This window comes from Pseudarthrobacter chlorophenolicus A6 (assembly GCF_000022025.1).
GTDB lineage: Bacteria > Actinomycetota > Actinomycetes > Actinomycetales > Micrococcaceae > Arthrobacter > Arthrobacter chlorophenolicus.
In genome coordinates, this window is record NC_011886.1 from 3,427,354 (window position 1) to 3,442,392 (window position 15,039).

General features: G+C 67.0%; 14 protein-coding genes. 4 read left to right on the top strand and 10 right to left on the bottom strand.

Annotation, left to right across the window (positions count from 1 at the left end; all coding sequences use genetic code 11):
• Nucleotides 1–108: 108 nt before the first annotated feature.
• The 8 genes from ACHL_RS15500 to ACHL_RS15535 all read right to left on the bottom strand — a co-directional run bounded on the left by ACHL_RS15500 (nt 109) and on the right by ACHL_RS15535 (nt 10,697).
• Nucleotides 109–1,278: an IniB N-terminal domain-containing protein gene (locus tag ACHL_RS15500; protein ID WP_015938242.1), complete on the bottom strand. Its 1,170-nt coding sequence runs from the start codon at nt 1,276–1,278 to the stop codon at nt 109–111.
• 163 nt (nt 1,279–1,441) lie between these two features.
• Nucleotides 1,442–3,529 carry a LuxR C-terminal-related transcriptional regulator gene (locus tag ACHL_RS15505; protein ID WP_015938243.1) on the bottom strand — a complete coding sequence of 696 codons (2,088 nt, stop codon included), beginning with the start codon at nt 3,527–3,529 and terminating at the stop codon, nt 1,442–1,444.
• A gap of 1 nt (nt 3,530) precedes the next feature.
• Nucleotides 3,531–5,582 carry an Hsp70 family protein gene (locus ACHL_RS15510; RefSeq protein ID WP_015938244.1) on the bottom strand — a complete coding sequence of 684 codons (2,052 nt, stop codon included), beginning with the start codon at nt 5,580–5,582 and terminating at the stop codon, nt 3,531–3,533.
• Between the two features lie 200 nt (nt 5,583–5,782).
• Nucleotides 5,783–6,865, bottom strand: a complete 1,083-nt coding sequence (gene ccsB / locus ACHL_RS15515) for a c-type cytochrome biogenesis protein CcsB (protein ID WP_015938245.1) — start codon at nt 6,863–6,865, stop codon at nt 5,783–5,785.
• The gene (resB, locus tag ACHL_RS15520) at nt 6,865–8,631 is read right to left on the bottom strand and encodes a cytochrome c biogenesis protein ResB (protein WP_015938246.1); all 1,767 of its coding nucleotides are present in this window, start codon (nt 8,629–8,631) and stop codon (nt 6,865–6,867) included. The genes ccsB and resB overlap by 1 nt, the downstream gene beginning before the upstream one ends.
• Nucleotides 8,631–9,386 carry a cytochrome c biogenesis CcdA family protein gene (locus ACHL_RS15525; protein WP_015938247.1) on the bottom strand — a complete coding sequence of 252 codons (756 nt, stop codon included), beginning with the start codon at nt 9,384–9,386 and terminating at the stop codon, nt 8,631–8,633. The genes resB and ACHL_RS15525 overlap by 1 nt, the downstream gene beginning before the upstream one ends.
• Before the next feature lie 15 nt (nt 9,387–9,401).
• On the bottom strand, nt 9,402–10,013 hold the full coding sequence (locus tag ACHL_RS15530) for a TlpA family protein disulfide reductase (protein ID WP_015938248.1): 612 nt from the start codon (nt 10,011–10,013) through the stop codon (nt 9,402–9,404).
• Nucleotides 10,014–10,016: 3 nt separating this feature from the next.
• Complete coding sequence (locus ACHL_RS15535; RefSeq protein ID WP_015938249.1) at nt 10,017–10,697, bottom strand: histidine phosphatase family protein; 681 nt, start codon at nt 10,695–10,697, stop codon at nt 10,017–10,019.
• Nucleotides 10,698–10,901: 204 nt separating this feature from the next.
• On the opposite strand from ACHL_RS15535, the gene ACHL_RS15540 reads away from it, so the two are divergent.
• The 3 genes from ACHL_RS15540 to ACHL_RS15550 all read left to right on the top strand — a co-directional run bounded on the left by ACHL_RS15540 (nt 10,902) and on the right by ACHL_RS15550 (nt 13,015).
• On the top strand, nt 10,902–11,450 hold the full coding sequence (locus ACHL_RS15540; protein WP_015938250.1) for a YceI family protein: 549 nt from the start codon (nt 10,902–10,904) through the stop codon (nt 11,448–11,450).
• 155 nt (nt 11,451–11,605) lie between these two features.
• A complete protein-coding gene (locus ACHL_RS15545) occupies nt 11,606–12,070 on the top strand; it encodes a hypothetical protein (protein ID WP_043794774.1) in 465 nt (154 codons plus the stop codon).
• A gap of 111 nt (nt 12,071–12,181) precedes the next feature.
• Nucleotides 12,182–13,015, top strand: coding sequence for a heme-copper oxidase family protein (locus ACHL_RS15550; protein WP_015938252.1), 834 nt, complete (start codon nt 12,182–12,184; stop codon nt 13,013–13,015).
• Between the two features lie 48 nt (nt 13,016–13,063).
• Here the strand turns inward: ACHL_RS15550 and ACHL_RS15555 are convergent, their stop codons facing one another.
• Complete coding sequence (locus ACHL_RS15555; RefSeq protein ID WP_015938253.1) at nt 13,064–13,768, bottom strand: redox-sensing transcriptional repressor Rex; 705 nt, start codon at nt 13,766–13,768, stop codon at nt 13,064–13,066.
• A gap of 90 nt (nt 13,769–13,858) precedes the next feature.
• Nucleotides 13,859–14,113 (bottom strand): glutaredoxin family protein, encoded by a 255-nt coding sequence (locus ACHL_RS15560; protein WP_015938254.1) that lies wholly within the window; start codon nt 14,111–14,113, stop codon nt 13,859–13,861.
• A gap of 88 nt (nt 14,114–14,201) precedes the next feature.
• Between ACHL_RS15560 and ACHL_RS15565 the strand changes: the two genes are divergently transcribed.
• Entirely contained in the window at nt 14,202–15,020 is an 819-nt protein-coding gene (locus ACHL_RS15565; protein WP_015938255.1) for an HAD family hydrolase, read from the top strand.
• Nucleotides 15,021–15,039: the final 19 nt, after the last annotated feature.

Genomic DNA, 15,039 nt, shown 5'->3' on the forward strand with positions numbered 1-15,039 from the left:
GCCACAGTGCGTCCTTTGCGTCAGACTCCGGGTTGGAAGGCGGGTTAAGCCGGGGAGAGCCCGGCAGGAGGGTTTCCCCTCCTGTCGGGCTTTCTGCCCGGACCGGGACTAGAGGATCACGGTGTTGTCCTCTACCTCGATGTCGGTGTTGATCTCGGAGTTGTCCTGGAAGGAGTCCTCCACCTGCAGCGAGTTGTCCTGGAAGGAATCCTCAACCTCCACCGAGTTGTCCTGGAAGGAATCCTCGATTTCGACGTCGGTGTTGATGGAGTTGTCCGAGTTATCGGTGGTGCTGCTCGAGTTGTCGGAGTTGTCCGTGGTGTTGGCGACGTTGTCCAGGTCGACGTCGATATCCGTGTTGGTGGAGTTGTCCGAGTTGTCCTGGAAGGAGTCCTCGATGTCCACGTCCGTGTTGATCGAGTTGTCCGAATTGTCCGTGGTGGTGGTGTTTCCCACGTTGTCCAGGTCGATGTCGGTGTTGACCGAGTTGTCGGAATTGTCCGAATTGTCGGAGTTGTCCGAGTTGTCGTTGTACGACCCGTTGGTGGAGTTGTCGGAATTATCCGAGTTGTCGGAGTTGTCGTTGAACGAATCGTCCACGTCGAGGTCCACGTCGGTGTTGAAGGAGTCGTCGATGTCCGTCTCTTCGTTGCCGATGTTGACGTCGCCGCCGGCGCGGATGGAGTTGTCGGTGGAGTTATCCGTCGAGTTGTCCGAGTTGTCGTTGTAGGAGTCTTCGATGTTGTTGGAGTCATCGACGTCGGCGTCGTCGCCGGCAGCGATGGAGCGGTCACCGGAGGCGATCACGGAGTCATTGTCGAACCACTGCTTGACGTCGCCGTCGGCCCAGATGTTCTGGTTCACGGACTGGTCAACAATGTTGTCCCGGTCATCCACCGTGGAGGTGTAGGAGTAGTTGTTCACGATGTGGTGCAGCTGCTGGATCGCGTGCCCGTGGTCATCGTGGTCGTGGTCGTGGTGTCCGCCGTTACCGCCGCCAGCCGGAGGCGGGGTCACTGCGCCGCCGCCACCGCCGTTGTGGCCGGTATCTGCGCTGTTGCCGCCGGTGCTGTACTCGCGGTCGAAGCGGGAAGCGTTGACCGTGATGGGGGCGTAGTCCAGCACTACGGGCATTGCGGCATCCACGTCGGCGGAGCACACGCCGCCCAGGCCGTGGTCTTCCAGGACGCGCTCCGGATCATCCAGGAATTCCTGGGCCGCCTGGCGGTCGCCGAAGAGGCTCATCAGGAACTGGACGAGATCATTTGCGAGTGTCATTTCGTGGTCCTCAATCTTCTCTGTATTGCGGATCACCGGGCATCGTTGCCGGGTTGGAACCAACGTACGGGCCCGGTAGCGGCCCGGGCATCGGGCCGGTTCCCCCTACTGGCCGGTGCCCCGCCGGGGAACGGCGCCACCGTCCGTTAGGGGCATTAGGGGTTTACTCCTGCGGGGGATTTTCGGCCGCCAGGGCGAGCCGCAGCCGGGCCAGGAGGTCGGACCGGTTCTCCGCCCCCAGCCGGCGCCGCATCCGGGCAATGTGGTGTTCGGCGGTACGCGGAGATATGTAGATCGCTTCGCCGATCTCGCGGTAGGTCTTCCCCTCGAGGACCAGCCGTGCCACCTCTTTTTCCCGCTCGCTCAGGCCCGAGCCGTCCGGGTGCATGCCGTTGCCGGTTTCCGCCGTTGCCGCTGCCCGCGGTTCCCCCGTTTCGGAGCTCCCGTTGCCGGTTGCGTTCCCTTGCGGGTGGAGGTCCCTGGCACAGGACAGCAGGCGCACCATGTCCTTACGTTCCCCGGCGCGCGCGGCTGCGTGCCCGGCGAGCCGGGCGCCCTCCCAGGGCATGCCCATCCGGCCCAGTCCCCGAGCTGCCGCTTCCACGTCGGCGGGCTGGAAAGCGCCGGCAAGGATGGAAACCCAGGCCTTGCCGGCGCCGGCCAGGACGGCGGCAAGGTGGTTGTTCTTGGCAGCCCGGGCCAGGGCTGTGGCATGTGGGGCCAGCGCGGCGGGGTTTTCGCTGAGGAGCGCAGCCTGCACCGCGGCCCAATGGAACGGCACGGCCCACAGCGGCGGGCTTCCCAGCCGTTCGAGCAACTGGTTTGCTTCGTCGAAGTAGTGGGCGATCCGCCTGGTCTCCCGGAGCCGGGCAGCGGTGATCACCAGTTCGCCCCACGGGAGCAGGCTGTAGAGGTCAACCGAGATGTGCAGCATGGCCTCGCGGGCGCGTTCCCAGGCCAGCACCAGCTCGGCGATTTCACCGTTGCGCCTGGCCAATCCCACTTCCAGCGCGGCGCGCAGGAACTCGTCGCGCGGAACGAGGGGCCAATGGTTGGCCTTGGACGCTTCATTGATGGAGAGCCGTGCGTCCTCGAGTTTGTCCTGCTGCATGGCGGACCACGCCTGGAGCAGGAAAAGCCTTGGCTTGGCCGCGTTACCGCCCTGGCCGGCAGCGGCGGCTGCCCGGCACACAGTTTCTGCAAGGTAGGGTTCCCCGCTGTGGAGCGCCAAGAGTGCCGCGAGGGCGGCAGGAGTCTCCGGAAGCGGCAGCGCTGAGCCGGCCGCGTTCAGCATGTCTGAGGCGTGGATCAGGATGGGAAGGGCCTGCTGCGGATCCTCGGCGAGGGATTCCAGGATCCCCTTGCCCGTTCCGGCCAGCGCGGCCGCCAGCAGCGTGGGCGATTCCGGTGGGGCATCGGCGCGGAACAGGGCGTCCGCGCCGGCACGGTTGCCGCAGCCGACCATCGCGACGGCGGCGAGCGGCGCCGAGGACCCCAGCCGGGAAGCACCCAGCCAGCCGTAGGCGTCGGCACTCCGCGCCAGCATTCCCCGGTGCGCCCAGACCGCTGCGGCCACGTCCACCCCACGGCGTACGTCAGGTGGGTCGACGCTCACCAGTAGGGTGTCGATGATCCGTGTGGCTGAGTCCAGGTCGCCGTTGGCGGCGGCTGCCTGGGCGCGGCGCGCGGCGGTGCCGGTTTCGTCCGCACCGGCCAGCAGGGCTTCTTCGTAGAGGCTGCACGCCAGGGCCGGATCGTGTTCCAGCGACTTGTCCGCTGTATGTTCAAGTTCCGCGGCCACGCGCTGGTCCGCCAGTCCGCCGCGGGCAAGCTCCCGGGCGAAGTCGCCCATCGGTTGGCCGTCCGCGGCATAGGAGGACACCAGCTCACGTTGAAGTGCATGGACCTTGGACGTTGGTGCGGCCGTCAGCAGCGCGTTGCGGGCGGGCCCCACGACTGTTCCGTCAGTCAGCAATCCTGCCTGCTCCGCCTTGCCAATGAGCACGTCGAGGCTTTCCACCTCGCCGGCGTCGATCCTGCGCTCCAGGTCCGCAGGCAGCGGCCCGGGAAGGACGAACCCCACTGACAAGGCAAGGAGCAGTTCCCGGACAGCGGCAATCTCACCTTTGAGCTGCAGGGCCGTGGCCTCGGCAGCGTGGGGCCGGGGTTCGCTGTGGTTCATTCCTGTGTGGTTGAGCCGGGAGTCCAGGAGTTCTGCCGCATCCTGGGGCCGCGGCTGGAAGCTGGCCATCCTAGGCCGCCGGTTCCGCGGTGGGAGCGTCGGAGCCCGCTGCCGGGGTTGGTGCAGGATCCGGGACCGGTGCAGGGTCCGGAGCCGGTGTGGGGTCCGGCACGGGAGCGCTGCTGGGTGCCGGCGTTTCGGGCACCGGCGGGTTCGTCGTCGGGTCCGGCAGCGGCGGGTTCGTCGTCGGATCCGGAAGCGGCGGATTCGTGGTCGGATCCGGAAGCGGCGGATTCGTGGTGGGGTCCGGAAGCGGCGGGTTGGTGGTGGGGTCAGGGGCCGGCACCACGGTGGCGGGGTCTGTGGGAACAGGCTCCGGGGTACCCGGGGCCGGATCCACTGTCCCGGCTGCTGTGGTGGGGGTTGAGGCGGGAACGGATCCGGGGGTCCCGGGTGCTGCACCTGTGCCCGCAGCAGGGGTTGATCCGCCCGCTGCCGGAGCGGGCGAGCCGTCCGGAGCCTTGGTGGCTGCTGCCGATGGTTTGCTGGTTGGCGAGGCCTCGACGTTCAGGCCGGGACCGGCGTCGGACTTCTTTTTTTGCACGCCGGCGTCGATGCCTGCCAACGGCTGGGCATCACCGGCAGTGCCCGCGGCAGCGGGCCCTCCGCCGCCGGTCACCGATCCGGCGCCGCCCGCCTGGGCGGGTGGCCCGCTGTCGGCGCCGGCCTGGGGAACGAAGACCGATGTCAGGTCGCTCAGCCCGCCCGGGCTCTGGGCGGCGGTGGCCGTCAGGACCGTGAAGAGGGCGGCCGCCGCTGCGATGGCGGTGAGCCGCACCGTCGGCTTGGGCGCGTGCGCCCCGCCGTGGCCGTGGCCGTGCCCCAGCGCTGCGAAGGCGCCGGCCGCCGTCGTACCCTTCCGAGACCAGCTGGCCAGCCGCGCGGGAACGTGCCCACCGGCGTCGAGCCCCTCGTCGCCGGACGCCGGGACCGGCAGCTGCGGGGCGTCCGTAGCAGGAGCCGCGGCGCGCTCGGCGGCCGCACGCGAAAGCACGGCGGACACCGCGGCACCGAGGCAGATGGATGACTTGGGGTCGGCATCCACGGCGATGGGGCGGTCAAGCTGCTCTGAGATCAGCTCTGCCACGAGGGGTATCCGTGATGACCCGCCGATCAGCAGGACGGCGGTCAGGTCCGCCGGGGCCAGCTTGAGTTGCGCCAGTGACTCCTCCAGCGCATCCACTGTTTCCCGGACAGGCTCCTCGATCAGGGCTTCGAAATCGGACCGGACCAGGCGTACCTGCTGCTGGTAGCCCGGCAGCAGCACCGGGATGGTGGCCTCGCTGTCCGATGACAGTGCTTCCTTGGCCTCCACGCATTCGCGCCGCAGCCTGGAGAGGGCGGCCAGGACATCCGGGTCCGCGGGGTCCAGGTCCGCCAGGGCTTCCCCGGTGTGTTCGGCCACGTAGCGGAAAACGGCGGCGTCGAAATCCGCACCGCCGAGGTCGTCGATGCCCTCGGGGCGCCCCACCGCTTCAAACCTGTCATCGCCGGCCTTCGTCAGCACGGCGGTATCGAACGTGCCGCCGCCGAGGTCGTAGACGGCGATGGTGCTGCCTTCCTCAACGCGGACCTGCGACGCATAGTGCAGCGCCGCGGCTTCCGGTTCGGCCAGGAGCGTGACGTCATGGAGGCCCTTGGCCGCCAGCGCTTCCCGGACCGCTGAGGTGCGGTGGCTCCCCCACGCTGCCGGGTGGGTCAGGATGATCTCCGACGGCGCTGCCCCCTCGCGCTCGGCTGCCCGGTCCGCCACCCAGCGGGCCACGGAGGCGAAGACCTCCTCGGGGCGGACGGACAGGGTGCCCAGGGCAATGGGCACGGCATCGCCGATCCGGCGCTTGAACTCCCGCACAACCCGTTCCGGGGTTGCGAGCCCGCGGCGTTCCGCGGCCTCCCCCACCAGGATGGGGCCCTGCTCGGGGTAGTAGACCACGGAGGGCACCGCGGTGCCCCGAAGGCCCAGCGGCAGGCACTCCGGAACGGGTGGAACTCCTTGGTGGAAACGGACAACCGCGGCTGCGGTGAAACTGGTCCCGACGTCTACGGCGAGAACGTAGGTCATTGCTACCTCGGACAACTGGTGTTTCGCCAGCAAGCTTCATCACAGGCGAACGTCACCAAAGTAGCATCACCAGCAGGACCCGGAACAGCCCTGTTGCTACATCGAATGGTTATTTACCGGGGATGACCCCGGCTATTTGGCAATGACGCGGATATCGGCCCTGTTCAGGGGCATGGAAGCCTTGCCCGGCTCCCGGGGTGTCAGAGGCCGGAGTAGGAATGCAGGCCGTTGAAGAACTGGTTCACGATGGTGAAGTTGAAGACCACGCACAGGTAGCCCACGATTGACAGCCAGGCCGCCCTGGTTCCGGTCCAGCCCCTGGTGGCGCGGGCGTGCAGGTAGCCGGCGTACACCACCCAGATCACGAAGGTCCAGACTTCCTTGGTGTCCCAGCCCCAGAACCGGCCCCACGCCTTCTCGGCCCAGATGGCTCCGAACATGAGCGTGAAGGTCCAGCCGATGAAGGCGATGGCGTTGATCCGGTAGGAGAGGTTTTCGAGGCTCAGGGCCGACGGGACCAGGCGCATGAAGCCCAGCTTGTCCTCGCCGCCGGCGGCCACGGTCTTTTGCCGGTGCGACTGGACCAGTTGCAGCGCGGACATGGCGAAGGTCAGGGTGAACAGCGCCGAGGACAGCACGGCGATGGAAACGTGGATGATCAGCCAGTAGCTCTGCAGTGCGGGCACCAGGTGGCCCACCGGGGTCCAGTACGCCACGGAGGCGGCCACCAGCATGATGATGGCCAGGCCCACCACGAAGGTGCCCAGGAAGCGGAGGTCGCGGCGGATCAGTACCAACAGGAACACGGCAACGGCCACGAAAGCGCCGGTGGTGAGGAATTCGTACATGTTGCCCCAGGGCACGCGTCCGGCTCCCAGTGCCCGGGTGACCACGCCGGCGCCATGGATCAGGGCGCCCAGGACGGTGAGGGCCACCGCAACGCGGGCGGGGGCGCGCCGGGCCGCGGAGTATTTCATATCGGCGCCGGCGGTGACGATGCCGCCGCCCGCCGGGGTGCCTGATGTCGCGGACGACGACGGACGCTCGGCCCGGCCGGCCGGCCCGCCAACGCTGGACTCGGCACGGTTGCCCGCGCCGACAGCGGCGGGAACCTTGGCCGGTTCCACCGCCTGTGCGGCCTTGAGGTCGATTGCCTGGAGTGCGCGGCTGCTCTTGGCCAGGTCCCAGGCGAAGGCAATGAAGGCTACGGTGTACGTGCCCGCCGCCAGCAGCATGAAGAGCTCGCTGTACTGGCCCATGGTTTCGTTGATTCCAAACGGCATTACTGGTCCTTTTCGGGCCCTGCGGGGCTAGCTGGGGTGGGGGTGCCTGCGCCATTATCGCCGAGGCTGCTGGGAGTTTGCTGGGACTGCGTGGAATCTTCCGGCCGCTGGCTGTCCTGCTGCGGATCGGCTGCGAGGCCCCATTCCTGGGTCAGCAGGGTGCGGATCGCGGCAGCCTCGCCGGCCAAGCGGTGGTCCTCGCCGCGGGCCAGGAGGCCGTACTCCACCATGGTCCGGCCGTCGTCATGCGTGCCGGTGCGTACCCAGGCGCGGCGGCGGTTGACGTACAGGGAGAGGATCAGGCCGGCCACCGCCAGGAGCGCGAAGATCAGGGCGTACAGCTGGCCGGGGTTGTGGTGGATGTCCACGCCGACGTACCGCTTGACGCCGTCGAAGCTGATGGATCCCTTGCCGTCCGGCAGCGTGTAGGTGGAGCCGGGTGACAGGGTGATGCCGCCGGCGTCGAGGTTGCGGGCGTTCAGCGGAGTGAGGTCCTTGACGTCGATCTCGAAGACGTTCTGCGGCGAGCCGGTGTCCAGTCCAAGGTCGCCATAGTAGGAGTTCAGGGACAGCTGCGGGTTGAAGAGATCAGGATCACCGCTGAAGGACACGCCCTGCTCCGTAACGAATGCCGTTGGCAGGAAGAAGCCCTGGAATCCGAGCTGCTCGGGTTTGGCGTCGGGGACCTTAATGACCACCGAGGAGTAGTAGTTGTCGCCCTGGAGCTTAGCCACCACGGGCCCCTGCATGGCCACGTTGCCGTCGCCGTCGCGGATGGTCACCACCGGGGCGTAGCCGTTGCCGGTGAGGTAGATGCTGGTGCCGCCCAGGGTGATGGGGTCGTTGACCTTCAGCGTCTCCTTCTTGGCGGGCGCGTCAGGGTTTTCCTTGGTGGTGACAGCCGCCGAGAAGTCGATGGGCTGGCCGAACTTGCCCTGCGATTCGCGGTCAAAAGTGATGTCGAACTTGTCCAGCTGCACCGAGTAGGGCTGCAGTTGGCTGGACTGGAAGTTGGTGCCGGGCGTGAACTGGTCATAGCCCACCAGGGTGTTGACGAACGTGTCGCCCTCCACCAGAATCCGCTGGCCGCTGTAGCCAAACAGGCCGCCGATGGCCACGGACACCAGGACCCCGATCAGGGAGGTGTGGAAAACCAGGTTCCCCACCTCTTTGGAGAGGCCGCGTTCTGCGCCCAAAGACGGCCTCGCGCCGTCGTCGTCCCGTACCTCAACGCGGTAGCCGCGCTTCCGAAGCAGCCCCGCGGCGCCGTGGATGGCGTCCGACGCCGGGATCCCGGCGTCGGCGGGAATGACCAGCGTGCCGTACTCAGGGAGGCGGGACAGGCGCTTGGGCGTCCGCGGCGGCTGGGAGCGCATGGCCTTGTAGTGCGCGATGGCACGCGGCACCACGCAGCCGATCAGGGAGACGAACAGCAGCAGGTAGATGGCGGAGAACCACACCGAGGAATAGACATCGTACAGCTGCAGGCTGTCCAGCAGCTTGCCGTAGTCCGGGTGGTCCTTGATGTACTGCGTGACAACGGAGGGATTGGCCGGGCGCTGCGGAAACAGCGATCCCGGAACCGCGGCCACGGCCAGGAGCAGCAGCAGGAAGAGCGCGGTGCGCATGCTGGTCAGCTGGGTCCAGGCAAACCGCAGCATCTCTTTGGGGCCCAGGGCGGGCAGAGCGGCGTCGGCCTTTGCCGCTGACACCTTGTCCGCGTCCGGGGCGGGGGACTTCTTCTTTACGTTCACACGCTCGCTCATCAGATCGGCAACTTCACGTCGGTTTGGAACCAGTACTGCAGCTCGGTCACCCAGGTCCCCCAGACGCCGGTGGCCATCAGCACACCCAGCACCACCAGGATGCCGCCGCCGGTCCGCTGGATGGCGAGCCGGTGCTTGCGGAAAAATGCCATGACACCCATGCCGCGTCGCACGGCGAGCGCGATCAGCAGGAACGGGATGCCCAGGCCAAGGCTATAGACGAACGCCAGGAAGGCGCCCTTGGCTGCCGACGAGCCGCCGGAAAGGCTGAGCAGCTGGACAGCGGAGTAGGTGGGCCCTATGCACGGCGCCCAGCCGAGGCCAAAGGTCAGGCCCAGCAGCGGCGCACCCCACAGGCCGGCGGGCGGCTTGGCGTGGATCTTGGCGTCACGCTGCAGCCAGCCCAGGCCGCCCATGAAAACCACTCCCATGATGATGACCAGCACGCCGAGCACCTGGGTGATCCAGGCGTTCTGGGAGCCGGTGATCAGGGTGCCCAGCTGTCCGAAGGCACCGCCCAGCAGGACGAAGATCACCGAGAAACCCAGCACGAACAGTCCGATGCCCAGGAACATCCGGCCCCGCCGCTGCTTCTGCAGGTCCACGCCGCTGAGCCCGGTGACGTAGCCCAGGTAACCAGGGACCAGGGGAAGGACACAGGGCGAGAGGAAGGAAACCAAGCCGGCCAGCAGCGCCACGGGGATGGCGAGCAGGATCGATCCGTTCAGGATGGTTTCGGCGAAGGGGCTGTTCACGGGACCGCGCCGCCGCTACTCAGCCACGGCGGCGGTGATCAGGGCTTTCAGGGTGCCCTTCTGGATTTCGCCCAGAACGCGGGAAGCCACGCGGCCCTGCTTGTCCAGGACCAGGGTGGTGGGGACCGCGCCGGGAGGAACCAGCCCGGAAACGGACAGCAGGACGCCGCCGTCCTTGTCGTCAAAGCTGGGGTAGGTGAGTTTGAACGTCTTGTCGAACGCTTCCGCGGTTGCCTTCTCGTCGCGGAGGTTGACGCCGAAGAACTGCACGCCCTGGTCCTTGAACTCCTGGTGGAGCTCCTCGAGGATGGGTGCCTCCACCCGGCACGGGGCGCACGCAGCGAACCAGAAGTTCAGGATGGTCACCTTGTCCTGAAAGTCCGCCGGGGTCACCGTGGTGCCGTTGAAGAGGGTGCCGTTGACCTGGATGGCGTCCTTGCGGTCAGCGGCGGCGAACTCGGTGACGGAGCCGTCGCCGGCCACGTAGTTCTTGTTGTCGCCGGCCCTCGCCTGCTTGGCCAGGGCGTCTTCCTGGGTGCAGCCGGAAAGGCCCACGGTGAGAGCGGTAAGGGCGAGGCCGCCGGCAGCCAGTACGCTGCGGCGCGAGGTCAGGTTGTTGTGGGTCACTGCTTAGGCTCCGGGGGTGCTGGCGGCACCGGGAAGAAGGGACGCCGCCGGCTCGCTGTACTGGACGCGCAGGAGGCGGCCGTCGTCGTCGAACACCAGGGACGTGATGGAGGTGAGGGTGCATTCGCGTTTCCGCGGGTCATGCCAGAGCGGTTTGCCCTCCGCGCTGAGGCGGGTGGCCCAGATGGGGAGCTGGTGGCTGACCATGATGGCTTCAGGGCCGTTGGTGCCGTAGTCGCCGCCGGCGAAATCGATGGCGCGCAGGCGTGCTTCCTGGACCGCCTCCATGACGCGGGATGCCTGCTGTTTGTACGGTTCGCCCCAGGACGGCCGCAGCGGGTTGACCAGGCGCGGCCAGTGCTTGGGCCGGCGAAGTTCGGCCTTGCTGACCTTCATGCCCTCGAAGTAGTTTTCGGCTTCGATGATGCGGGCGTCGGTGTGGATCTGCAGGCGCAGTGCTTCCGCTGTGGGGGCCGCCGTTTCCTGGGCCCGGTCCAGCGGAGAGGCGGCAAGATAGGTGATCCTGGCGCCGGCTTCCACCTGTTGCCGGAAGTGCCCGGCAAGCATGCGGGCCATCTCCCGCCCCAGTGCGGAGAGGTGGAATTCGGGCAGCCGTCCGTACAGAACGCCGTCGGGATTATGGACCTCGCCGTGGCGGAGCAGATGGACAGTGGCTTGGGGCATGTTTACCAGTTTCTCAAAGATGGCCTGCGATCCGAAATCTTCTACAAAGAGTAGAACTGAAGTTTTTGAAGAAATGTTCCGAAGGCGGGAACAAAAGATGCAAATGCATGTTTATACTGGATGCAGCAAGTTAGTTGAGACTTCAACCGATGAAGCTTCAACAGCAGAACCCCCGCAGGCACGCAGACAACAAGGAGCAACATCATGGCACTTCCCGCAGACGTCACCACCGGCACCTGGACCCTGGACAACTCCCACAGCGAAATCGGCTTCACCGTACGGCACGCCGGCATCAGCAAGGTGCGCGGGCAGTTCACCGACGCCACCGCCACGCTTGAGCTCGCCGAGGACGTAGCCCAGTCCAAGATCGCCGCCACCATCAACACCGCCAGCTTCGACTCCGGCGACGCCAACCGGGACGGCCACGTCAAGGGCGAGGACTTCTTCGACGTGGAGAAGTTCCCGGAAATGTCCTTCGTCTCCAACGGCCTGGTGGCCAAGGGCAACAGCTACGAACTGACTGGTGACCTCACCATCAAGGGCGTTACCCGCCCCGTTACCCTCGAAACCGAATTCAACGGCGTGGCCGTTGACCCCTTCGGCAACACCCGCGCCGGCGTCTCCGCAGAGACCACCATCAGCCGCAAGGACTTCGGCCTGACCTGGAACGCCGTCCTCGAGACCGGCGGCGTGCTGGTCAGCGACAAGGTTGCCATCAACCTGGAACTGGCCTTCATCGCCCCCGCCGCCTAAGCAGCGAACCTTTCGGGAGAAACCCCGGCGCCGCCCCCAGGGCGGGCCGGGGTTTCCTGTTTAAGCAAGGGCCCTGACGCAGCGGCCGGCCCAGGCCGTGCGGCGCGAAAAGGCAAGGCCCGGCAATGCACGACGACGGCGCTACAGTGAACGCCATGAGCAACTCCCCCAGCGCTCCCCGCAGCGGGGCTGCCGCGATGTTTTCCCTCGCCGGACTGCCCCTTGAGCTGAAAGTCGCCTTCTGGATCTGGTTTGTTGGCGGTGTGCTGTCCCTGTTGGGTGGCCTGCTGGGCATGCTGGCTTCGCTGGTCCTGTTCGCCGCTGCACCGGCGGCCGCCGTGGGCGTAGTGCTGCTGATGCTGCTGGCCGCGGCAGTGGGGGCAGCCCAGATGGTCTTTGCGCTCAAGATGAAGGCAGGGCGGTCCTGGGCGCGGGTGGCCCTCACAGTGCTGGCGGCCATCACCCTTGGCCTCGCCGTGGTGAACGGCTTCGCCGGCACCGGCCAGGCCGGGAACTGGGTGGCGTTCGTGGTGGCGCTGGCGGCAACCGTCCTGATGTGGTTGCCGAAGGCACAGGCCTGGTTCCGCGGAAGTCCTCGCCGGAATACCTCTTCCGAATGATCCCCAAGGGCGGCGGCCGGGGGTACGGTGGTCTTAAGTCATGCTGGGGGTAGGGGCACTGGACCGATCCTCGGCAAACCACCTGTACCCCGACATGAAAAAGGACCGCTCATGAGCACTCCCCCTGTCCCGCCTCCGGGTTCCAACGATCCCCGCTCCGGCAGCTCAGACTCCGGCAGCCCGAACACTAACGGCGATGCCGGCAACCAGCCGCCCCGCTTTGGCGAAAACGCTCCGCAGTACGGGCAGAACGCACCCCAATACGGCCAGAACGCTCCGCAGCAGGGCCAAGGCCAGCCCCAGTACGGTCAGAACGCTCCCCAGTACGGGCAGAACGCACCGCAGCAGGGCCAGCAGTACGGCCAGGGCTACGGACAACAGTTCGGCCAGAACCCCCCGGGCGGGCAGCAGTTCGGCCAGTCGCCCTACGGTCAGTCCCCCTACCCGTCCGAGCAGCCCCAGCCGGCCGGCAGCAACGGCGTTCCCCAGCTGGTCAACATTTCCTTCTGGCTGCTGCTCGCGGCGGCGGCCATCTTCGTGATTTCCATGCTGACGGGCCTCGGCCAGCTGAACGACCCCGTGTTCCGCCAGACGTTCGAAGACCAGATGGAGTCCAGCGGCGCCACCGGCGTGACCTACGACGACGTCCAGGGCTTCATTGGCGGAACCCTTGTGGTGTTCGCCATCCTGGGCGCAGGCCTGTACTTCCTGGTGGCCTTCTTTGTCCGCAAGGGCAAGAACTGGGCGCGCATTCTGGGAACGGTCTTCGCAGGCCTGTCGGTCTTCGGACTGTTCGGCATCCCCACAATCGGCACGCTCGGAACCGTCCTGGGCATCGCGGCCATCGTGCTGCTGTACCTGCCGGCCTCGGCACCGTATTTCCGGAAGCAGCAGCCCTTCGCCAACCCTTACGGTGGCGGTTTCGGCAGCCCGTACGGCCGCTGACGCTATAGTTTCCACTCCCGCGGGCGCGGGTTCCGGACCTGCCGGTTTCTAGGCAGTCTGCTCCGGGGCCTGCGCCCGTTGTGCGTGGTAGGCAAGGATCTGCAGTTCGGTGGCCATATCCACCTTGCGCAGGTTGACCCCCTCAGGGACCTGCAGCATCACGGGGGCGAAGCTCAGGACGCTCCGCACGCCCGCCGCCACCACACGGTCGCAGACTCCCTGGGCTACGGATGCCGGCAACGCCAGCACCACCATGTTGGCTCCGGTCCGGTGCAGCACCGTCTCCAGGTCTGCGACATCGCTGACCCGCAGCCACCCCACTTCGTTTCCCACCACCATCTCGTCTGCGTCGAAGATTGCCACCACGTCGAAGCCCCTGGACTCGAACCCGCCATACCGGGCCAGGGCCTTGCCCAGGTTGCCGGCGCCCACAATGGCCACCTTCCAGTCGTGCGTCAGGCCCAGTGCGGCAGCGATGTGGCGGCTCAGGTACTGGACTTCGTAGCCCACTCCGCGGGTGCCGTAGGACCCTACGTGGGAGAGGTCTTTGCGGAGGGTGGAGGAGCTCACTCCGGAGGCTTCGGCCAGTGATTCGGAGGACACCCGCTCGATGCCGTCGGCAAGCAGGGTGTTGAGGGCGCGGAGGTAGATCGTCAGCCGTGCCACCGCTGCGGGCGGAATCTGCTTGGCTGGCGTACCCGTGGCGTCCGGCAGGTCCGGGACAGCCTGGGGAGTTGAGTCCAGCGAAGTCACCAGCCCCTCCCTTGCATCGCGTTGTGCCTCCACTCTAGAGCCCCATCGCCGGTGCCAACAAAGCAGGTACCTTCACGTCGGACCGGTCCCCTACTGCGCCATGGCCCGCTGCAGGACGCGTTCCAGCCGGGCTTCGTCAATCTTCCAAAAGTCGCGCTGCACACCGTCCACCAGGACCACGGGGATTTCCTCCGCATAGCGTTCGCGCAGTTCCGGCTGGTTGTCCACCAACTCTTCGCTCCATGTCAGGCCCAGTGCGGCTGTAACCCTGCCGACGGCGTCGCGCGCGTCCTCGCACAGGTGGCAGTTCGCTTTGGTGACCAGGACAACGTGGGGTGTGGGCATGCTTTAACGGTAGCGCCGTTGAAGCGCGCCCACACCACGCCCGGCATGCCGGCCGCGGCGGCCCGGTGGATTGACTAGACTCAAGTCCATGCCCGAGGAGAAATACGTCGCCGTTGTGACCCGGCCGGTCGCTGCGCCGCAGCCGGGCGAGGCAGCGTTTTTCGATGTGGACAACACCCTCATGCGCGGGGCCAGCCTTTTCCATGTTGCCCGGAAAATGCACCAGCGGGGGGCGTTCACGCTGGCCGAGGCAGCCGGCTTCGCCTGGAAGCAGTTCAAGTTCGTGGCCCGCGGCGAGAATATCGACGACGTCCACGCTGTCCGCGATTCCGCGCTCACCCTCGCTGCGGGCATCGCCGTCGATGACATCAAGGCGCTGGGCGAAGAGGTCTACGACGAAATGATCGCCTCGCGGATCTGGCCCGGGGCCAAGGCACTGGCCGAACAGCACCTCAGGGTGGGCCGCCGCGTCTGGCTGGTCACCGCCACGCCCATTGAAGTTGCCACCGTCATCTCCACCCGGCTGGGCCTGACCGGCGCGCTGGGAACGGTGGGCGAGGTCTCCGACGGGATGTACACCGGCAGGCTGGTGGGAGACATCCTGCACGGCTCTGCCAAAGCGGTGGCGGTGCAGGGCATCGCCGACGAGGAGGACCTGGACCTCAAGCGCTGCTGGGCCTACAGCGACTCCTACAACGACATCCCGCTGCTGTCCCTCGTGGGCCATCCGGTGGCCATCAACCCGGACGCCAAGCTGCGCCGCCACGCACGGGACAACAACTGGCCGGTCTACGACTTCCGCGCCGGCCGGCGGGCTGCAACCTTCGGCCTCAAGGCTGCAACCATGGGCGGCGCCGTCTACGGCCTGTGGAAGGGCTTCGCAAGGATCCGCGGCCCGCGGGCGTGAGGCCGGCAAAGTCCCCGCA